The sequence below is a fragment of the Segatella bryantii genome (assembly GCF_022024215.1).
GTDB classification, from domain to species: domain Bacteria; phylum Bacteroidota; class Bacteroidia; order Bacteroidales; family Bacteroidaceae; genus Prevotella; species Prevotella bryantii.
Genome location: NZ_CP091798.1, coordinates 508,846 through 531,436 on the forward strand (window position 1 = coordinate 508,846; position 22,591 = coordinate 531,436).

The window sequence follows — 22,591 nt, forward strand, 5'->3', positions numbered from 1 at the left end:
GCAGGGAGGGCGGGGAGGGTCTCCCTATTTATTCTTCAGTAAATCTCTGATTTCAGTGAGAAGTAACTCTTCCTTAGTAGGCTCTGGCGGAGTAGGAGGAGTTGCAGCCTCTTCTTCCTTCTTCTTGCGAGTTAGTTTAGTTATGCCCTTAACGAGAAGGAAAACACATAAGGCAATAATAACAAAGTCAATAAGAGTCTGGATAAAATTGCCATAGTTGATAGTAGCAGGAGCTAACTTTTCCAATCCTGGAATTTCAACTTGAGGCAATGTAACCTTCAGGTCGCTAAAGTTTACACCACCGATAAGCCATCCGATAGGAGGCATAATGATATCATCTACAATACTCGTAACAATCTTGCCGAAAGCACCACCGATGATAACACCGACAGCCATATCCACGGCATTACCTTTTACGGCAAAGTCTTTAAACTCTTGAATTAATTTTCCCATAACTTTTTTATTTTAAAAACTTGAAATCGTGTTTTGCAACATAGACTTAACAGTCAGCTACCTTTCTATTAAAAAATGCCATAAAAAGAAGTTAGAAACCCATCTTTTTGGATAATTTAATGAGAATTCTCCATGCAAATATAGAAAAAAAATTGTATCTTTGCTACCGTTAAAATAAAAAAATGCTGATATAGTGTTATCTTAAGACGTATTTCGTATATAATAAGGTGCACTGTAATAAGGCAAAAAGATTTGATATATTTTTAAACCTTTAATAAAAATAAAAAGAAATGGTAAATGTAGCTATTAATGGTTTCGGTCGTATCGGCCGTCTCGCATTCCGTCAGATGTTTGAGGCTGAAGGTTATGAAGTTGTAGCAATCAACGACTTGACAAGCCCTAAGATGCTTGCTCACCTTTTGAAGTATGATACCGCTCAGGGTGGTTTCGCTGGTAAATACGGTGAAGGTAAGCACACTGTAGAGGCAACAGAAAACTCTATCATCGTTGACGGTAAGGAGATTAAGATCTCTGCTGAGAAGGACGCTGCTAACTGCCCATGGGCTGCTAACAAGGTAGACGTAGTTCTCGAATGTACAGGTTTCTATACATCTAAGGAGAAGGCTTCTGCTCACCTTGCAGCAGGTGCTAAGAAGGTAGTTATCTCTGCTCCAGCTGGTAACGATCTTCCAACAATCGTTTACAATGTAAACCACAAGACTTTGACAGCTAACGATAACATTATTTCTGCTGCTTCTTGTACAACTAACTGCTTGGCTCCTATGGCTGCTGCTTTGAACGCATATGCTCCAATCCAGAGCGGTATTATGTCTACAATTCACGCTTATACAGGTGACCAGATGATTCTTGACGGTCCACAGCGTAAGGGTGACCTCCGTCGTTCACGTGCAGGTGCTTGCAACATCGTTCCTAACTCAACTGGTGCTGCTAAGGCTATCGGTCTCGTTATTCCTGAGTTGAACGGTAAGTTGATCGGTTCAGCACAGCGTGTTCCAACTCCAACAGGTTCTACTACTATCTTGATCGCTGTTGTTAAGGGTAAGGATGTAACTGTTGAGGGTATCAACGCTGCAATGAAGGCTGCTGCTACTGAGTCTTTCGGTTACAACGAGGATCTGATCGTTTCTTCTGATATCATCGGTATGCGTTTCGGTTCACTCTTCGACGCTACTCAGACTATGGTATCTAAGATCGATGATGATACATACCAGGTACAGGTAGTTTCTTGGTACGACAATGAGAACTCTTATACTTCTCAGATGGTTCGTACAATCAAGTACTTCGCAGAGTTGGCTTAATCCAAGTTTAGCACTTGATTATACATCATATAGCCGCTCAGCTTTATGGCTGAGCGGTTTTTTTATACTCTTTTTTGCAGGTGTACTAAAAATTGATTATATTTGCGGAATGAGAGATGAGAATATGAAGCAGTTATTCTATGCAAGACGATTTGGAAACATCTAAAATGATTACTATTCTTGGTCCTACGGCTAGTGGAAAAACTTCTTTGGCTGCAGCCTTGGCACATGACATTGGTGGTGAAATCATCAGTGCAGACAGTCGGCAGGTATATCGAGGTATGGATATCGGTACAGGCAAGGATCTGGAAGATTATACTATCGATGGGCATTTGGTGCCTTATCATCTTATTGATATATGTGAGCCTGGTACGAAATATAATCTTTTTCGCTATCAAGCAGATTTTCTGAAGGCCTATGAAGATATTTTGGCGAGAAAGGCTACTCCGATACTTTGCGGAGGTACAGGACTGTATATTGAGTCTGTATTGAAAGGGTATATGTTATCGCCTGTGCCACAGAATCAGGCTTTGCGAGATGCACTTGCAGATAAGTCTTTAGAGGAACTGACAGAACAACTACGTGCACTGAAGACTAAAACAGGGAGTAATATGCACAATAAGACAGATGTAGACAGTGTACAGAGAGCTATTCGAGCTATTGAAATCGAAACTTATAATCTGGAACATCCTACTCCGGAAAGAGAATTTCCTTCTATTGATTCACTGGTAATCGGTGTGAATATAGACCGGGATGCAAGAAGAGAAAAAATTACAAGAAGATTAAAAGACCGTTTGGAACATGGAATGGTAGATGAAATCAAAGGTTTATTGGAGAGAGGAATACCTGCAGAAGATTTAATCTACTATGGTCTTGAATATAAATATATTACAGAATATATTATCGGGAAATTATCTTACAAAGAGATGTTCCGACAACTTGAAATTGCCATTCATCAATTTGCCAAGCGACAGATGACTTGGTTTAGAGGAATGGAACGCAGAGGATTTACCATACATTGGATAGATGCTTTACTACCAATAGAAGATAAAGTCAATGAAATAAAACGACTCATGCAATATGGCAATAACGGAAAATAAATGGGGCGTAATATATTGTCCAAAAGGAGGTTATCGTAATCATAAACGATGGAAAAAAATAAAAGATTGCCTTCATGATAACGCCATCGACTTCGACTATGTTCAGAGTGAAAATACAGACAGTGTAGATCGTCTGGTTAAGATGATGATTAATAATTCGTATAAAACGATTATCATCGTGGGGGGTGATTCTGCATTGAATGATGCGGTAAACTGTCTGATGTCTGTCGATGCTCAGGTAAGAGATTCTGTTGCCTTAGGAGTGATACCTAATGGTACGATGAATGATTTTGCACATTTTTGGGGATTTGACGAAGTAGATTATGAACAGACCATCAAGTGGTTGAAAGCCGGACGTATTCGAAAAGTAGATCTAGGGTGTATCAGATATGTAAATCGTGATCATGATAACTGTCACCGTTATTTCTTAAATTGTGTCAATATCGGTCTGCTTTCTACAGTGACCGACCTTCGTAACCGTACTCGCCATATATTTATGGGATCACGTACATTGTCATTCTTTTTCTCCTTTCTTCTGATGACATTCCAGCGGTTGGATTATAAAATGCATTTGAAGATTAATATGGACGAGATCAAAAGGCGTGTAATGACAGTTTGTATTGGTAATAGTTCAGGCTATGGTCAAACTCCTAATGCAGTGCCTTATAATGGTCTACTTGATGTGTCAGTAGTATATCAGCCAAAAGTGACCCAACTGTTTGAGGGCTTTTATCTCTTAGTAAAAAATAAATTTTTGAATCATAAGAGTGTACACCCTTATCGTACAAGAGAGGTAGAGGTGGTTAATTCCAATCAAGCACTTGTCAGTATTGATGGTAGGCTTATGAAGACACCAATAGGTTCTTATAAAATAACCGTAGAACAAGAAATCATCAATTTCCTTATACCTGAATAAGGAAATTGATGATTTTTATCATGTATTCTCATACTATTGGTTGTTAACCCATAGTTGATATCTTTCGTAATTCCTCTTCTTTGATGATTTTTATTTTTCGACCATCAATAGCGATGAGTTGCTCGGTAGCGAATGCCGACAATGTACGAATAGCATTACTGGTAGTCATATTTGACATGCTAGCCAGATCTTCTCGACTCAAGTATATGCTGAGCGTATAGCCATCTTCTTCCAATCCGTAATTGTCTTTCAAGAAGATAAGAGCTTCAGCCAGTCTTCCTCGAATATGTTTTTGAGTAAGATTAACAGTTCGTTCGTCAGAATTGCCCAATTCTCGTGCAAGACTATGTATAAGGTACAGGCAAATCTGATGATTTTCTTCCATCAATTTTTCCAGTATTGTAATCGGAAAGGAAGCAATCGTACAAGCCTCTATAGCCATGGCAGAAGTTCGATAATCTTCTTGAGCGAAATGCGCACGATAACCAAAGAATTCAATAGGTTTGATAGCCCTAACAATTTGATTTCTACCTATACCGTCTTTAAAAATTTTTACTTTTCCACTAATGAGGCAAAAAGTATTCTTCGGATTTTCAAAATCTTTATAAATAATATCGTTTTTCTTGTAGTGAGTAATCGTTAGATTATCTTTAAGAAGAGCCAAATGTTCTGCTGATAAAGTGCCCCATTGAGACACGATATCTTCAATTACTTTGCCTTTTTCTTGGTTTATTTTAGCCGCCATGTACAGATCTTTTTTACCTTTCTGTATGCAAAAGTACATAAAATAAATGAAATGCATCTATTTTTTGCTAAAAATATGTTTTATTCGTAAATTTCTGAATTCGATTTTGAAAATAATCTTTTTTTTACTTTGTTATGAGTAAAAAATATATTAACTTTGAGTGCAATTAGATTTGATGTAGCTGCTCATGCAACTTTACTCACATCATACATTTAAAAAAAATCAACATAAATTAGAAACCTTAATATAAGTCTATGAGTTATCTACGTTTTGAAAAAGCTTTGATGACTAATTTGCAAGAATCGTTGCCGAAGGAGGTGCTTCGTACCAATCGTTCGGGAGCATACTCGTGCACGACTATCGTAGACTGCAATATCAGAAAGTATCACGGTCTTCTTGTGGTTCCGATACCAGAACTGGATGAAGATAATCATGTCTTGCTTTCTTCATTAGATGTTACAGTTATTCAGCATGGCGCTGAGTTTAATCTTGGCCTGCATAAGTATCAAGGCAATCACTTTAGTCCTAATGGGCATAAGTATATCAAGGAATTTGATTGCGATACCGTGCCTACTACAATATACAGAGTGGGTGGTGTCCTATTGAAAAAGGAAGTTCTTTTTCAACATTATGAAGATCGCATTCTGTTGAAATATACTTTACTCGATGCTCATTCTTCAACAACTTTACGTTTCCGTCCTTTCCTGGCTTTCAGAAGTGTACGCGAATTTACACATGAAAATGGCTATGCAAATCGTGAGTATTCGGAAGTGGACAATGGTATTAAGACATGTATGTATCCAGGTTATCCTGAACTTTACATGCAGTTTAACAAGAAGAATGAGTTTGTATTCCAACCTGATTGGTATCGTGGAGTGGAATATCCCAAGGAGCAAGAAAGAGGTTATTATTTTAATGAAGACCTCTATGTGCCGGGCTATTTCGAAATGAATATCCGTAAAGGTGAATCTATCGTATTCTCAGCTTCAACTTCTGAGATAAAATCGAGCAAACTCAAGAAAATGTTTGATGAGGAGAAGAAAATAAGGAGTCCTCGTGATAATTTTTTCCATTGTTTGATCAATGCCGCTCACCAATTTCATTTAGAGGATAAAGTTAGTGGTGAAACTTATCTGTTAGCGGGCTATCCTTGGTTTAAAGTAAGAGCTCGTGATACATTTATCGCTTTACCTGGTTTGACTTTAGGTATAGAAGAGCATGATTACTTTGAGAAAGTCATGGATACTGCAGCTAAGGGTATCATGGATTTTATCGAGGGTCGCCCTTTATCGGTTAAGATTTATGAAATGGACAAACCTGATGTATTGCTTTGGGCTATTTGGAGCTTACAACAGTTTGCTTACGATTTAGGCAGAGATATCTTTTTAAAGAAATATAAGGAACTGGCCCGTGCTATCATTGACTTCTATCTAGAGAACAGACATCCATATGTGAAGTTTATGGAGAATGGACTGTTGTGTGTAGAAGGTGGTGATCAGACACCGATGACTTGGATGAACTCTGTATCAGGAGGTCGCCCTGTTGTTCCACGTAATGGCTACATCGTAGAAGTGAATGCTTTATGGTATAATGCCCTTTGCTTCTGTGCAGAATTGGCCGAATATAATGAAGATGAAGAAGCCCGTGCTAAATTGGCAGGTCTTGCTGAGAGATGTAAAGTGTCTTTTGGTAGTACATTCCTGAATCAGTGTGGTTATCTCTTTGATTATGTGGATGGTGAGAAAGTAGATTGGAGTGTTCGCCCAAATATGCTTTTCCCTGTTGCCTTTGACTATTCTCCTTTGACCAATGAACAGCAGAAGAATATTTTAGATATGGTGACCCGAGAATTGCTTACTCCAAAGGGGTTGCGTAGCTTGTCACCAAAGAGTGATGGTTATCGCCCAATCTATGCTGGTCCTCAGAGTCAGCGCGACTTAGCCTATCATCAGGGTACTGCATGGCCATGGTTGTTTGGTTTTTATGCCAAGGCTTGTTTGAAACTATACAAGCAGTCTCGTCTGAGTTTCTTAGAACGCCAGATGGTGGGTTTCGAAGACGAAATGACTCAGCACTGTGTGGGTACAATCAGTGAATTGTATGATGGTAACCCACCATTCAAGAGTAGAGGAGCCATCTCTTTTGCTGCAAATGTAGCAGAGATATTAGAGGCTTCACAATTATTAGAAAAATATCGACTATAATCAGGAGGAGGCTATATGAAAGTTTTAATGTTTGGCTGGGAGTATCCCCCTCATGTTTTTGGTGGACTTGCAACTGCTAATTTTGGTATATCAGAAGGTCTTCATGCGCAGGGTGATATCGAGACTATTTTATGTTTGCCACACCCTTTTGGAGATGAAGACCATACTTATGCCAATATTGTGGCGATGAATTGTGTGCCTATTGCCTATCGTGATGTAAATTATGATTATGTCAAGGATAGAGTAGGCAATATTATGGATCCGGAATTGTATTACAGATTGCGTGATCATATTTATGGTGACTTTAACTACATGCATGTCAATGATTTGGGGTGTATGGAGTTTGCAGGAGGTTATCCTTCTAATTTGAATGAGGAGATTAATAACTATTCTGTCATCGCTGGAGTCGTAGCGCGCAGCTTTGATTTTGATATCATTCATGCACATGATTGGTTGACATTCCCTGCTGGCATTCATGCTAAGCAGGTTACAGGAAAGCCATTATGTATTCATGTGCATGCTACAGATTTCGACCGTAGCCGTGGTCACGTAAATCCTGTGGTATATGGTATCGAGAAAGATGGAATGGACCATGCAGACTGTATTATGTGTGTATCTGAGTTAACGCGACAGACGGTTATCCATCAGTATCACCAAGATCCTCGTAAGTGTTTTACGGTACATAATGCCGTATATCCATTGGCTCAGGAACTGCAAGATATTCCACGTCCAAATCATACAGATAAGGAAAAAGTGGTAACTTTCTTAGGTCGTCTGACGATGCAGAAGGGCCCTGAGTATTTTATCGAAGCCGCTAATTTGGTGCTTCATCGTACTCATAATATTCGTTTCTGTATGGCAGGTTCTGGTGATATGATGGAGCAGTGTATCAATATGGTAGCCGAACGAGGTATTGCTGATCGTTTCCATTTTCCTGGATTTATGCGAGGCAAACAAGTATATGAATGTTTGAAGGCCTCTGATGTATATGTTATGCCGTCAGTAAGTGAACCATTTGGTATTTCTCCTTTGGAGGCCATGCAGTGTGGTACGCCATCTATCATATCTAAACAGAGTGGTTGTGCTGAGATTCTGAGTAATTGTATTAAAGTAGATTACTGGGATATTAATGCGATGGCAGATTACATGTACAGTATCTGTAACAATGAGAGTCTCTTTAAGTATCTCTCTGAAGAAGGGAAGAACGAAGTGGATCAGATAACCTGGGAAAAGGTAGGTACATGGATTCGTGAGTTGTATATGCGAACTTTAGGTTGGAAGTAATTGAAACTGAAGTTTACAAATAATCAAAATCAAAGTTAAAAACACATGAAAACGATTTGTCTTTATTTCGAAATACATCAGATAACTCATCTAAAACGGTATCGTTTTTTCGATATAGGTACCGATCATTATTACTATGACGATTATGAGAATGATAATTCTATCTCTTATATCCGTGACCATAGTTATATGCCAGCTCTGAATGCTATCGAGCAGATGATTCAGGAAAATGGTAATTATTTTAAGGTAGCTTTCTCGTTGAGTGGTGTGGGTATGGAGCAGTTGGAATTGCACGCTCCGGAAGTACTCCGCAAGTTGCAGGATTTGAGTAAAACAGGATGTGTAGAGTTCTTAGCAGAGCCATATTCTCATGGTCTTGCATCTTTGATTACTCCTGATGGTTTTGCCAATGAGGTAAGACGTCAGGCTGAAAAGATTAAAGAGTATTTTGGACAAGAGCCAAAAGTGCTCCGCAACTCATCATTGATATATAGTGATGATATTGGTAGCCAGGCATCACAGATGGGCTTTAAAGGTATGCTCACAGAGGGTGCTAAACACGTGTTGGGTTGGAAGTCTCCACATTATCTATATAGTTGCGCTCAGGCTCATAAATTAAAGTTATTACTTCGTGATGTAGAACTCTCTGATGATATCTCTTTACGTTTTAATGATTCCAATTGGGATCAATATCCACTTTTTGCAGATACCTATATTAATAAGATCGCTTCTCTTCCTAAGGAAGAAGAAATTATTAATATTTTCATGGAGCTGACAGCATTGGGTATAGCTCAACCTTTAGAGAGTAATATTCTAGAATTTTTGAAAGCTTTGCCAGCTTGTGCTAAGGCCAAAGGTATAACATTCTCAACACCAAGTGAACTTTGTCAGAAGGTGAAGGTCGTTGATGTGCTGAGTGTACCGGATACTTTAAGTTGGGTAGACGAGGAGCGTGATGTGAGTTGCTGGTTAGGTAATGCCATGCAGCGAGAAGCATTTGAAAAATTATACAGTGTGGCTGAGCGTGTTCATATTTGTAATGATCCTCGTATCAATCAGGACTGGGACTATTTGCAGGCTTCTAATAACTTCCGTTTTATGACCACTAAGCCAAGTAATGTTGGTCTTGACAGAGGTATTTATAATGGTCCTTTTGATGCCTTTACGAACTATATGAATATTCTTGGCGACTTCATCAATCGTGTGAACAGTTTATATCCTGAGGATATTGACAACGAGGAACTCAATAGCTTGCTTACCACGATTACAAATCAAGATAAGGAGATAGAAACTAAGGATCTTGAAATAACGCGTTTACAGGCCAAAATAGATAAGTTGGAAGCAGAAGCAGCAAAGTTGCGTGAGCGTCTAACTGGTTCGAAGAAAACAGTAGAAAAGAAGTCTGCTACCAAAAAGGCTTCTTCTAAAAAAGCAACTCCTCAAGAAGAGAATTTAGCAGATTGATAATCTTATTAACTCCATATAAAAAAAGGTTCGCTCATATCGAGCGAACCTTTTTTTATAGAGTATGTATCTCAACTGATTTACTCAGCTGAAATCCATCTGCTGTCACCTGCATTTTTATCAGCATAGGTTCCCTTTAAAGTAAAGTCTGCCTTTGCTGGGTTTGTAAATATAGCTGTAGATGCAACATCCCAAGCTTCAACGCCACTGATAACCTTGTAGAAATCATTAGTACTGTAGGAGTTGCTAACGGTTGGACTTACTGCAGAACGAATATTCTTATTAGTAACATCATCAGCACTCTTTGCAAATATAGTGTTGCTGATAGTGAAGGTTGCAGGACCATAAGCCTTGTCACCAAAGTCGACAAAATAGTTACCGCCACCAATACAGTTGTACATGGTCATGTGATCAATTTCAATGCTGTTCATATTGGTTTTGTTGCTATAAATAAACATCTTCTTGCTAACAGCAATGTTGTAGAATGTAGAGTTATTGATCTTGATGTTCTCGACAACACCCTTGCTATTTGCATCAACGTGAATGAATCCGTAACCACTAACCATATCATGGAAGATACCATTGATTAAGTTCAAGTGATTAATAGTGATGCCATTGCTACCCTGTAAACGGAAGAACGATGTAGTGAAGCCGCTAACTTCTACGTCTTCCATCGTAAAATCTTCTACTGTAGCGCTTGAAGACTGGTTAATGAGATAACCTGCACCGTTGTCCACGATATTTACATGCTGGAATTTAACATATGCGTGGCTGCCAGCTATGTCAAGGTTCTTTTGCATCTTAATGGTAGGAGCATTACCTGCCAAGCCGAAGAAGGTGATAGACATTCCATCTGGCAATTTGATGTTACTCTTTTCACCACTTTCAGATAGTCCATGGAAATTAACTGAATCACCAGCTGCGATACCGATAGTTACACTGTAGTTTGTTGTACTACCTGCTTTTTCTTTAGCAGTTTCGGCCAATTGATTGATAAGTACCTGGTCGATATCCTCATTAATACCAAGGTTATACTTATAATTTGCTGCTGGCATTGCTGCTGCTGTGCTGGCAGATATAGTACCACGTTTGGTGTTGTTGTTATAGATAACAAACTTGTATGTTGTAGTTGGTGTTAAACCAGAAACAGTGTATGTACCATTAGCTACAGCTTCTGCATCAAGATTGATGGTCTGGAGAACTTTGTCATCTGTGTCTAAAACTTCGATGGTCGTTACAGCAGCACCTTTCTCCCAGTTTAGAGTAATTTGAGTGTCTGAACGATCCTCGTCAGTGATAGCAGCGAAGATTTGTTCTGCGTCTGTCTTAAAGTGACGTGCACCAGAATCTTTCTTATAATACTTCCACTTAGAATCATTTTGGCCTTCAGCAATAGACTTGATACGTAGGAAGTATGATGTTTCACCTGCAAGACCCTTGATGGTATCTGGAGAAACGGATGTAGTGTCTACGATAGAATTTACACCGATTTCCTCGTTATCATCAGAAAGAGAGTCTGTGCTTATTTCTATAATATATTGCTTTACACCGCTTTTGGTCTTAAAGTCAACAATAGCTTCAGTTGCGGTTGCATCAACTGAAATATCTGTAGCTCCAAAAAGGCGATCATAAGCACTGTCGATGCTCCAATCCTGGTCATCGGTACATGATGTGAGGGCAAGCATGCCCAAACACATCATGGATGATTTTGTTATAATATTCTTAATATTTTTCATTTTACTTCAATCGAAGAATTAATAACCATATGAATTGGTAAGAGTATTGTTTGAGGCATCAATAATTGTCTGAGGTATAGGCATCAGATAACGATTGATGACCTTTGGAGTTGTCCAAGTACCAGCTTCAGGGTCGAATACACCTATAAGACCGCTAGAAATATTAGCCAAGTTTGTGTAAACCTGCTTGTCAGTACCATTCAACTTAGAATTACCAAAAGATGATGTGTTACCTGCATAATCAGATGCGAGTTTTCCCTCTGGTATGCCATTCCAAGTGATACTATTCATATCGATGGTATACTTATTATCATCTTTATAATTGAAATAGATAGTCTTTTGGAAAACTTCATTATTCAAATCTTCAAGATAGAGCTTCTGCGTTTCTTTGGTCTTTTCTGCCAATAAGTTCCAGCGGATAAGATCCCACTTACGAGCACCTTCACCAGCAAGTTCCCATGCATTCTCTTCTACGATAGCATTGAAGAAATCTTCTTTATTACTTGATATTTTATTTAAGAAGACATTAGCTTTTTCATTATCATCGAATGCACGGTTATGAACTTCTGCAAGAGCTTGGCGTGCTGTCATGCCAGCATCGCCTGTATAGGTACCATCAGGACCAGCAAGTTCGTTCATAACCTCAGCATACCAAAGAAGAACTTGAGAGTATCGAACCTTAACTGGATTAATACCAGTCATATGCTTACCTGAAGCTGCAAGGTTTTGCTCTAGCCATGTTGCGTTCTCCTGACGTGGATCCCATTTGCCAACATAGAGTTCGAAAGGTGCATTACCTAACATCTGTTCTTGAGAGTGGCTTCCAGCTCCACTAATACCCTTAATTTGTGTTGTTGCAACCGTTAAATCGCGACGTGAGTCACCATCATTATAAGAGTAGAAGAGAGTTGCAGGCAGTTTAATCTTACCAGATGAGTTTGTATAACCGAAATCTGAAGTCTGTTCAGCCAAACGATAACCTGCAGTATAACCTAACTCACCACTTACATTGAGAAGCATAGGAATCTCAAAGATGTTTTCTTGATAAGTTTGGTCTAAAGAAAGCTGATTAATTTTGTTCCATTCGTTAGCGAATGATGGATTCAAATGGTGATAACCACCCTTAATAATTGCAGAAAGATGAGTTAAAGCCAGTTCATATAACTCCTTACGTTTTGTAGCATCTGGTCTCTGTGTAGGATATGTTGCATCACTGTATGCTGCTGTTTCGTATCCATCTTTAGCGCTTTCACGGATAGCATAACCAGCACGTGTTAAAGCAATCTGTGCAAGAAGTGCATGAGCATAGCCTTTAGTAGCATGCTCTGTGGTATAACTGTTTTGGCCAGCCCATGGTAATTCTTCAACAGCCTTTTCAAGATCATTCATCAGAGAATCCATAATCTCGTCGCGGTCGGTCTTTGCAAGATAGGCGTTGCTTAAGTCACTAGCGGTTGGTTCAAGCTTCAAAGGAATGTCACCGAATACACGAAGAAGGTCAAAATATACCATAGCACGAATTGTTCTTGCTTCGCCTAAGTAGCGCTTCATGGCACTGTTATCCTTGATGCTACTGTTTTCAATACCATTTATAATAAGGTTACAATCCTCGATAGTACCGTACATCGCGGTCCACATATCTGCCATCTTGGTCCAGCCAGATGGAGATGCGTTGTAATTCATGTAACCACGCTCGTTGACAGCTGTAGCATTGTCACCAAAACCATCAACAAACTCGATGTCGCTGTTAAGATTATAAATCATAGACCAGTCCTGAGAATAGGTACGGTCCTTACAGAGGTCACCATATACCTTGTTAATGGCGATACTTGTATAGTACTCAGAATTGTATACAGTGCCAGTGTTCACCTCTGATTCAGATTTCTGATCAAGAAAATCTGAACAAGATGTCAATGCAGCTGCACTTAATGTAAGAGCACAAATTGATAATATCTTTTTCATTATTAATTACTTGTTTAGAAGGTTACGTTAATACCACCCATGAATGTGCGGCTTTTAGGATAAGCAGCATAATCAATACCTGGTGCCATAGGGTTCTTCTTGCTCATGGTGTCTACTTCTGGATCGTAGCCATCGTATCCGGTTATACAGAACAAGTTGTAAGCTGTGAAGTAAAGACGTACATTACTCATATAGATACTCTTTACCCATTTCTTAGGAAGAGTATAACCTATAGTTAGGTTCTGTAGGCGAAGGAATGATGCATCTTCTACAGCCCAGTCAATAATCTGCATACTTGATACAGCTGCTGGATTCCAGATACTTGCATTTGCATTAATCTCGTTTAAGCGAGCCATGATAGCATCTGCACCGCCTAATTGAGCAACTTTAGTTGCGCTAAGTCTTGCCAAATTTTCACCTGTAGTTGGATCAATCCAAGTATAACGATTGTTGATATTGAAGTCGTTTACTAGATTGTAGTTTTTGCTGCTACCTGCATAGAATGAGTTAGCCAACTTAGTACCATTAACAATCTTGTTACCCAATGAGTAGTTGAAGAATACATTGAAATCAAAGTTTTTCCAATTACCACTCAAGCCGAATCCACCAGTGACTTTAGGAATGGTGTTACCGAGTTTCTGCTTGATAGGATCACCGTTTTCATCTACTTCATACTTGATACCACCTGGATAGAGAGTACCACCAGTCATGGTATAGGTGTTGTTGCTTTTAGAAGCATCAGCAAATTCCCATTTACCATTGCTGTTCAGAATGAGGTCACCCTCACCTGTTTCTGCGTTGTAAACAGTATAGAATCCTGTTGTCTTATAGCCCCAAATTTCGCCAAGTGAACTTCCTTCAGCTACGTAGAAGTCATTGTATTCAGAGAATGTTGAACCAGCGAAGTTACTGCTCTGCCATGGGTTTTTAGAGTTAAGTTCTTCAATTTTATTCTTGTTCCAAGAAATATTGAAATTTGCATCTAAATTGAAGTCCTTCTTTTCTACAATAGCAGCATTCAATGCAAATTCTACACCCTTATTAGATGTTCTACCGAAGTTTTGGTACTGATAGCTATAACCTGTATTTGAAGGAATTTCAGCACGCATCAACAAGTCTTTGGTAGTATTCCAGTAGAAGTCTAATGTACCATTGATACGACCATTGAAGAAACCATAATCGATACCAAGGTTACGAGTAATAGTTGTCTCCCAAGTTAAATCTGGATTAGCCAAGTAGGTACCATGTTCAAGCATTGTAGCACTTGTCTCGCCAAAACCAGGGTGCTTACCATCGTTGCCAGCCAAAGAGTAAGTTGTCTGAAGCTGTCCTGATGGGATTCGGTTGTTACCAGCTGTACCGAAGCTCAAGCGAAGTTTCAAGTTAGATAACCATTTAGATTGTTTCAACCAGTCTTCTTCGCTCATACGCCAAGCAAGAGCTAATGATGGGAAAACACCCCAACGGTGGCCATCACCAAACTTTGAAGAACCATCGCCACGCAGAGTGAATGTAGCCAAATATTTTTCATTCATGGTGTAATTGATACGACCGAAGAATGATAACATATTATCTTTAGCAAGGATGTCACTTTCGTTTGCTAAGGCTGTACCAGCTGCGGCATTAGCCAAAACTTCATTGATGGTCATTGAGCTTGGATAAGCTATAGAGGTGTTGTAACGCTCTGTTTCTTCGGTGCTGCTCCATTCCTGACCAAGAAGAATGTTGATGTGGTCACGACCGCCAAAGAGTTTCTTGTTATCGTAAGTTACCGTATTGGCGTTTCTCCATGTAGAAGAATTGTCGGTACCATAACGAGCCTGTGGCTGACCGTTGGCACCATACTTTGAGTTGGTTACAGCGTCTGCAGCCCAAACATGATCATCGTTTTCACGATTCCAAGTATAACCAAACTCAGAACGGAAAGTAATATTTTTCCAAGGCTTCCAGTTCAAACCTGCATTGTATGATTGCTTTAAACGATCCTGCTTGCGATAAGTAGCATTAACACGCTGAAGTGGGCTTCGTTGCGTGCTCGTTGAGTTTGCTTCGTCCTCATTTTCAGATGATGATAATGGTTCTATTGGACGCCAACGTACGGTATTTGCTACGATACCATTTGCAGCATTGCTCTCGTTAGTATCTGCACCGCCACTTAAGCCATCAATCTTGGTTGAAGCAACGCGAGCATTGAAGTCGAGAGTCAACCATTTATTCAAGTTGGCATTTAATTTCGCATTGATGTTGTTTTTGTTGTAACCAGAACCAAGCATGATAGATTTCTCTCCGTTGTGAGCGAAACCAACATTGAACTTAACATCTTTGTTACCACCGCTTACGTTAGCATTGTACTGCTGCTGAACACCGGTGCGACCAAAGATTTCATTCTGGTAATCTGTACCTTGACGAGATTTCCAAATTTCCAAGTCATCATAGTCACCATAGTCAGTGGAGCCAAGTTCATACTGATAAAGTGCGTAGTTGTATGGATCAAGAGTCTTAATCTCTTTTGTGATTTTCTTGAAGCCAACACTTGCATTGAAGTTAACCTGAACTTTACCTTCTTTACCACTCTTGGTAGTGATGATGATAACACCATTAGCACCACGGGCACCATAGATGGCTGTAGAAGAAGCATCTTTCAATACGTCGATGCTTTCGATTTCAGAAGGAGCGATATCGCTGATAGAAGAAACTGGGAATCCGTCAACGATGTAGAGTGGAGAGTTATCCTGTGACAAAGAACCACCACCACGGACACGAATCTTAACATCTGCATCAGGAGAACCTTCTGTTGTTGTGATGTTTACACCAGCCAATTTACCAGTCATAGCTTCACCAACATTTGATACAGGAACACCTGCAATGTCATCAGCACTGATAGAAGAAACAGAACCGGTCAAGTCCTTCTTGCGTACTGTACCGTAACCGATAACGACAACGTCGTTCAGGTTCTGTGCGTCATCCTCGAGTTTGACATCGATGTTACTCTTACCTGCAACATTGATTGTTTTAGTTTTCATACCGACGTATGAAATTTTCACCTTGTTGCTTTTCCCTTTCAGATTGATGGTAAAGTTTCCGTCAATATCGGTGACTGCACCGTTACCACTGGCACCGTCTTCAATGACAGTAGCACCAATGATAGGCTCACCTGTATTGTCCTTAACGTTACCTTTGACTGTCTGCGCGCATACATTTCCTGCTACTGTGAGCATGGATGATACGAGCGCAATTCGAACGTAATTCAAATTACCAGACATACATTTTATTTTATTAGATTAGTAAAAAATATATAATTCCTATTGATTTAGTGGAGCAAAAATACTATATTTATTATAATAGATGTAGTTAAGAATTGACAATCTTACATGAAAAATTATCAACTGACTGATTTTTAGTGTTTTAAGTTGTATGTTAAAAAATAAAAATGGCAGATTTCAAATCTGAAATCTGCCATTTTTGAAAGATTGTTATGCTTATTTTACAATATATTTGCTGGTTTGGGTATCACCATTAGCGAGATGTTTTACGATAATGTTTACACCTCTTTTAGGTGTAGCGATTTGTATTCCATCAGCTGTGAAGTATTCCTCTGAAGCAACTTCTGTAGCGCTTTCATTGATGTTGGTGATTCCTGTTGAAGTGCTGTTCAACTCAACGGCTTTGCCGAAACCACCCATCGTGTTAGCGGCCTTTACAGAATACTTCTGAGTATCATCGTCGATAGTGTAAGAATTGGTGTTTGTTATACCAATAAATTCACCGTTCGCATATACAGCATAAGCTGGAGAGTTTTCGATAGCATCCCATGTAAGGGTATTGCCTATTACTTTTGCATTGCTTACTGTAACCTGAGCTGCGAGCTGGTCTGGTGCCCATGTGCCGAATATGTTTGCTATGCTGAACAGAGCAGCAGAGTCTGCAGACATGGTTGTGTTATGCGTATTGGTATTTGCATCCTTTTTGAAATATACAACGTTTGTTGCAGGGGTAACAATGTTACCTTCTGTATCCATAGAGTTGTACTCTTTAAACTGGTAAGCTACAGTGTTCATACCATCTGGTGTGAATCGTGTAGATTTTATTTCTGAAGGCTGTTCGATGATTGTGTTCAAGTATGTCAACTTAGAATTTCCACCCCAAGAACGGCCTAGGCTGAAAGAGGCTGCGTTGTTTACAATGGTACAGCTATCAAATACATATCCATACTTGCAACTTTCACCTGGGTAAGGTGCTGCAATCACGTCTTCACCATATTTGCTGTCTTTAGCGCGAGATTCATTAACAAGTTTTACCTTGTTGTAGAATACATCACCGCTACCACAGAGATAGTCTACTGTACCGTGAATTTCACCTCCTTCGAAGTAGTATTGTCCATCCGCATTACTATAATAAGTATCCTGGTAAGAAAGCATTTTCACATTCTTGCAGATAGTGCGATTACCTTTATCCTGGATAACAACTGCACGACCAGCAGCACCGCTTGAATAGTAATCGAGAGCGTTCTGAAGGGTAACGTCTTGGATGTATGTGTTGCTACCTGTAATCAGGAATGTGGCAGTAGTACCGATACCCTCGTTCTTTACCTGTGGAGCATTAACGATGATGGTTGAGTTTGCATCTTCGCCGATGATAGAAATGTTGTTACCAGAGATTGGAGTAAGAACGGTTTCACCAAGGTCGTATGTACCCTTTGGTACGAATATATATGTGCGTGCATCGCTGCTAGCGTTAGCATTGGCTACTTCGATGGTTGTCAGTAAGTTACCAGCATCACCTTTAGCTACTACATAATAACCAGCTTCGTTCTTTGCAACTGGTGCTGATGCAACGTTGGCTACTGTAAGCTTGTGTAAATAGATACTACCGCTGAAAGTAAGGGTAAGTTCATCTGCAGTACCTTCATAGTAGTAAGATGCCGTAGCACCGTCCTTTGTAGCTTTAGCATCTAAAGTGCTGATCACTTCACCCTTAGAATTACTGATCGTGATGGTTCCACTGCTATATTGACAGAGAGAAGGTATAATGTATGCGTTGCCGCCTACGAGAATCTTTACTTCATCGTTAGTTGAGAAAGTCCAACCATGTGTACTATCGTGGAACTTGCCATTGCCTTTTGAATCGAATGCTTCGTGATCTTCTGCATAGAAATACTGATCGTTAAGGGTAAAGGTATAGCGCTTGTTGGTGCTATAGGTCTCAACTTCTGTTGCTACTGCATAGAGTGCAGTGTTACCAGTGATGGTTTCTTCTGTGGTATACTTGCGATTGCCAGAACCATTTGCATGAACAAACCAGCCACGGAACTTAGAACCGTCGGCTACTATAACATCTTTTTCTTCGTATTTGAAGGTGCTGATAGTAGCATCTTTTTCTACATTCTGTGTACCAATAACAGAGCCATCGGTATTGTAATAAGTCAGGATAAAGTCTGGTTTTAATACGATGTTAGCAACATAATTTATGGTCTGACCGTTAGCTGTTACAGGGATTGTTACTACTGTTGTGTCATTCTTTGTGCTATATGTAACAGTGCCGATTTCACCATTATCAGCTACTATATTTGTAATAGGATTATTTTCGGAGATCGCAGTCTCTGTTTTAGAGATTTCGATAGTTGCAGCCTGTATATCATCAGATATTTCGTTGAAGATATCTGCCGCCATGTATTTAGTACCATTTACTTCCAGAGATCCTAGTGCAGGGGTCTTACTCATATCTACGTTGCCATAGATATCCAGCTGGAAGAGATATGCATTCTGACTTGCATTCAAGTTGGTGAATCGTAACTGGCAGTTTGTCTTGTTTACATTTACGGTAACTTCTGCGCCAGTTCTTGGATTAGCTACAGACGAACTGAGTACAACCCAGTCTTCGTCGCCATCACCTTTTGCTTCTAGTTTCCAACCACGGTTGCTACCTGTTGCTCCGTGGATAAAGTGAACTTTGCTTATGTTTGATAAAGTAGATGTTAGAATGTATGGATCAGCTGATTTATTGGCCATCAGATAGCCACCAGTCCAGTTAGGAAAGCTGCTACTATTAGCATTATAATTGCTAATCTGTGTATTGAAAACAGAGAAGTTTAAAGTTTCGTGGCTGTACTTGGTATTTTGTGTTACGCTGATAGCTTCTGTTGCATTAGCTTTAGCACTAGTCCAGTCTGTGAAGGTTGTAGAATACAAAAGCTTCTCTTGTAGGGTTCCTGCTTGAACTACTTGGATAGAGTAGAGGTATTCACTACCTGTAGCAACAATATCTACATAGCCTGCAACAACTTCGGCTGAAGTTGCTTTGTGGTCACTGGTTTTGTTGTCAGCAGCTACGCCACCTATTGTGTAGTTCGTGCTGTAACTTGTTACCGTGACGACGTCTTTAGTAGATTTTACAGGAACTCGGATAATTGTTCCGTTGTTGAACTGAGCATCTGAATCACGTTGTTTTAATTTACCATTGGTAGCATCGACATAGAGTTCGATACCAGGAATGGTTGATGCTACAGTTCCTGTAGTTTTCTCAATGCTGAGTGATTTCAGGGTCGAAGGATTTCCATTTTTAAAATCCCATAATGCTGTTATGTCTTGGGCTTTTGCGATAAGGGCAAAAAGCATCATTAGACATAACATGCCTGTTCTAAGTAAACTTTTTTTCATTATTACAGAGGTTAGTTAAAAAAATATTAAATTATTTTATTAGGTATTCCTTTTAGGTATTCCTTTTGATTTGTTTGTTGTTTCTTAACTTACATTTATTCTTGTTCCTTGCAAAGGTAAAATTAAATTTCAAATATGCTTCAGCTTTTTACCTATATTCATTTTATTGGATAAAATATCCTATAATATTATGCAAAAAATCATATTGTAGCTGCTTGCTGTTTTGCAAGATGAGATGTATTTGTGTGGTTTGATATTGAGTGATGTATTATAAAAAAGGCCTCGAAACATGTCGAGGCCTTTTACTATAAAAAAAGTTTAAGTTTGTTATACTCTTATTTTTGTATAAACTTCTTACTGGATAATCTTTCTGGTTTTTACAGTTCCATTCTCATATAGGGTTTTGGCAATTGTAATTTGTCCAGTTACAGGAGCGCTGATTCTTTGTCCGCTCATATTATAATATATGGTCTGAATAGGACTAGTAGAGACAGATACTTGCTGAGAAATACCCGTGGTTGTATTCACTACCGTACCTGTAATGACAAGGTTGCTTAGACCGATTTGTTTGTAGTTTATACTATTGTCATCTTTAAGATTTCCCAAATTGTAGAAATAGAATTTGAACTGGTGTGCTTTATCGTTAGCATTACACAGAATTGTCTGGTCAAAATCAGTATACCAGCTACTTGCCTCCTCGTTTCTGTTTGGCTCGATGGTAGCGATATCTGTTTCGGTACCATCAGCTTCGAGATATGCGATTTTCAATGTTCCTTTGTTTGTACCAATCTTAGAAGCTCTAAAAGCAATATTGGTAGGTTGGAAGCTGAAGCCTTCTTCAGGTGTTATCGTGAATGCGGCATAATTATTTTCTGTAGCACTTGTCTCTATTGTTTCAGCTTGAAACAAAGTTTCTGTTGTACCATTGACATTTTTAGTGGAATTCAAAGTAATACCACTACCGAGTGACATACTCGTTGTTTGAATTCCGGCGGTAATATTGTCAGCTATTGTTGCCGTTTCGATATTGCCAGAAGTTAAAGGCCATGTAATACTGCCCTTAGCACCATCGATAACGACAGAAGTGTCAGCAGGATCTACTCGTTCAACTTCGCGTCCAGTGTAATAGTCGATACCTTCTACCTTGTTGACAGTAGGGTAGTATTCATCCACAGAAGACTCAGCATCGGTATTTTCCCCCTTCATAATATCTTCAACCAAAGCGTTGGCATATACTTCCAGATTGGTGTAATATCCTTTTGAATCTAGCGTATAAGTCAGTGCATCAGAAGCATCATTTGGGTTGAGGCCATTTGCATTTTCCCATACATCCGGCATACCGTCGTTATCAGTGTCAAACCCTTTTTCACGTTCACCTGTAGGGAAATTCTTCTCAGTGTAACCATCGCAATCAGCAACGACATCGATACGTCCTTTTACTTTAGTAACCGATCCTGTATAAGTAGAAGAACCGTTTTGTGTTTCTGTCATGTAACGAGCATCTACATCATCACGGAAAAGTGATGCGCCACCGTAAGTAAGAATTTTCTGATATGCATTTTCTGCAGAATGGGTAGTAACCTCTCCGATTGGTGCCTTGGCTTCGTCGAGTTTAATCTTTACACATGGAATTCCTTTGGAATTATTGACATGTTCTACTGCTTTACCGTAAGCATAAAGAGAATCGAGGGTATAATACTCACCATTGATGGTTGGAATACCACTGTCGTATTTTACACCACTCCAGTCATAGTTTGCTCCATATCCATTTACATAGTTACCACTGATGAAGTAGCGACTTGTCATATCCATGAATGCATTTTCATCAGAAGAAGTCGTGCTGTTAGCGATAGAAACTTGGGTAATACGGTTTTTGTTATTTGTTTCAGGAGTAGATTTATAATAGTTGTTCACCATGTTGATATAACCACCACCAGGCCCACCATAGCATCCACCACTTCCCCAGTCAAAGATAAGACAGTTGCGGAAATCTACATTTTCAGCTTGTACAGCATTTTCCCATTTGTAATCATTGTATGAGGAATTGCTGGTATAACCAGTCCAGTTATAGCGTGCTCCGTTAAAGCGTGGAGCTCGGTTACTGGTGTGAGCTATCATATTGTGGTGGAAGCTGGCTAGTTTACCACCCCAGATACCACCATAGCCGTGTGCTCCTTTATCATGGCCGGCATTATTTAGACTTTCTCCATAGACACACCATTGCATGGTGAAGTTGTTGTTGTCGTAGAAAGAACCGATTTCGTCAATACTCCAACTCATAGAACAGTGATCAATAATAGCTCCTGTCAGGTTACGTCCCCAAAAAGTGTCGGCTCCATCATTGACATTTTTCTCTTGTCCACGACGAAAGCGAAGGAAACGAACTATTGTGTTGTTGCCTCCTAAAGTAACGGTATAATATCTTAGAGTAATACCAGGATAAGGTGCAGTCTGGCCAAGAATGGTCGTGTTAGCAGATATTTTTACGTCAGATGCCAAGGGGATAACACCTGCTACATCAAAGACAATAATTTTTTTACCACTTGTAGTAACAGCTGCACGGAAAGAGCCTTCGCCTTTATCATTAAGGTTAGTTACATGAATCACTTTGCCACCACGTCCACCAGTTACGTATCTTCCGTGTCCTTCTGCTCCTGGGAAAGCTGGTGCTTGAGCCATGGCCGCCGTACTTGCAGCAACGGCAGCCATAGTCAATATTGATTTTAATTGCATTTGTTCATTAAAATTTTGA

At 39.5% G+C, this 22,591-nt stretch carries 13 protein-coding genes; 6 read left to right on the forward strand and 7 right to left on the reverse strand.

Going from position 1 to position 22,591, the window contains the following annotated elements; translation table 11 throughout:
- Positions 1 to 24: 24 nt before the first annotated feature.
- The gene (mscL, locus tag L6471_RS06110) at positions 25 to 453 is read right to left on the reverse strand and encodes a large-conductance mechanosensitive channel protein MscL (RefSeq protein WP_006283435.1); all 429 of its coding nucleotides are present in this window, start codon (positions 451 to 453) and stop codon (positions 25 to 27) included.
- Between the two features lie 290 nt (positions 454 to 743).
- On the opposite strand from mscL, the gene gap reads away from it, so the two are divergent.
- The 3 genes from gap to L6471_RS06125 all read left to right on the forward strand — a co-directional run bounded on the left by gap (position 744) and on the right by L6471_RS06125 (position 3,788).
- Positions 744 to 1,772, forward strand: coding sequence for a type I glyceraldehyde-3-phosphate dehydrogenase (gene gap, locus L6471_RS06115; RefSeq protein ID WP_006283436.1), 1,029 nt, complete (start codon positions 744 to 746; stop codon positions 1,770 to 1,772).
- 140 nt (positions 1,773 to 1,912) lie between these two features.
- Positions 1,913 to 2,872: a tRNA (adenosine(37)-N6)-dimethylallyltransferase MiaA gene (gene miaA, locus L6471_RS06120; protein WP_027454147.1), complete on the forward strand. Its 960-nt coding sequence runs from the start codon at positions 1,913 to 1,915 to the stop codon at positions 2,870 to 2,872.
- Positions 2,853 to 3,788 carry a diacylglycerol/lipid kinase family protein gene (locus L6471_RS06125; protein ID WP_074548577.1) on the forward strand — a complete coding sequence of 312 codons (936 nt, stop codon included), beginning with the start codon at positions 2,853 to 2,855 and terminating at the stop codon, positions 3,786 to 3,788. Before miaA ends, L6471_RS06125 begins: the two co-directional genes overlap by 20 nt.
- A 43-nt stretch (positions 3,789 to 3,831) precedes the next feature.
- Here the strand turns inward: L6471_RS06125 and L6471_RS06130 are convergent, their stop codons facing one another.
- Complete coding sequence (locus tag L6471_RS06130) at positions 3,832 to 4,533, reverse strand: Crp/Fnr family transcriptional regulator (RefSeq protein WP_027454146.1); 702 nt, start codon at positions 4,531 to 4,533, stop codon at positions 3,832 to 3,834.
- Between the two features lie 254 nt (positions 4,534 to 4,787).
- Here L6471_RS06130 and L6471_RS06135 point away from each other — a divergent pair, with 254 nt between their 5' ends.
- Genes L6471_RS06135 through L6471_RS06145 form a run of 3 tightly spaced genes read left to right on the forward strand, consistent with a single transcriptional unit; the run spans position 4,788 to position 9,485 of the window.
- On the forward strand, positions 4,788 to 6,737 hold the full coding sequence (locus L6471_RS06135) for a glycogen debranching enzyme N-terminal domain-containing protein (RefSeq protein ID WP_237797567.1): 1,950 nt from the start codon (positions 4,788 to 4,790) through the stop codon (positions 6,735 to 6,737).
- A gap of 15 nt (positions 6,738 to 6,752) precedes the next feature.
- A complete protein-coding gene (locus tag L6471_RS06140) occupies positions 6,753 to 8,021 on the forward strand; it encodes a glycosyltransferase family 4 protein (protein WP_094448049.1) in 1,269 nt (422 codons plus the stop codon).
- Positions 8,022 to 8,066: 45 nt separating this feature from the next.
- A complete protein-coding gene (locus tag L6471_RS06145) occupies positions 8,067 to 9,485 on the forward strand; it encodes an alpha-amylase (protein WP_006283442.1) in 1,419 nt (472 codons plus the stop codon).
- 80 nt (positions 9,486 to 9,565) lie between these two features.
- Here the strand turns inward: L6471_RS06145 and L6471_RS06150 are convergent, their stop codons facing one another.
- The 5 genes from L6471_RS06150 to L6471_RS06170 form a co-directional block, all read right to left on the reverse strand.
- Positions 9,566 to 11,221, reverse strand: a complete 1,656-nt coding sequence (locus L6471_RS06150; protein WP_237797568.1) for a DUF5123 domain-containing protein — start codon at positions 11,219 to 11,221, stop codon at positions 9,566 to 9,568.
- Between the two features lie 18 nt (positions 11,222 to 11,239).
- Positions 11,240 to 13,183 (reverse strand): RagB/SusD family nutrient uptake outer membrane protein, encoded by a 1,944-nt coding sequence (locus L6471_RS06155; RefSeq protein WP_237797569.1) that lies wholly within the window; start codon positions 13,181 to 13,183, stop codon positions 11,240 to 11,242.
- Positions 13,184 to 13,197: 14 nt separating this feature from the next.
- On the reverse strand, positions 13,198 to 16,446 hold the full coding sequence (locus L6471_RS06160) for a SusC/RagA family TonB-linked outer membrane protein (RefSeq protein WP_237797570.1): 3,249 nt from the start codon (positions 16,444 to 16,446) through the stop codon (positions 13,198 to 13,200).
- A gap of 216 nt (positions 16,447 to 16,662) precedes the next feature.
- A complete protein-coding gene (locus L6471_RS06165; RefSeq protein ID WP_237797571.1) occupies positions 16,663 to 19,839 on the reverse strand; it encodes a PemB family protein in 3,177 nt (1,058 codons plus the stop codon).
- A gap of 354 nt (positions 19,840 to 20,193) precedes the next feature.
- The gene (locus L6471_RS06170; protein ID WP_237797572.1) at positions 20,194 to 22,572 is read right to left on the reverse strand and encodes a pectate lyase; all 2,379 of its coding nucleotides are present in this window, start codon (positions 22,570 to 22,572) and stop codon (positions 20,194 to 20,196) included.
- Between the last annotated feature and the right edge of the window lie 19 nt (positions 22,573 to 22,591).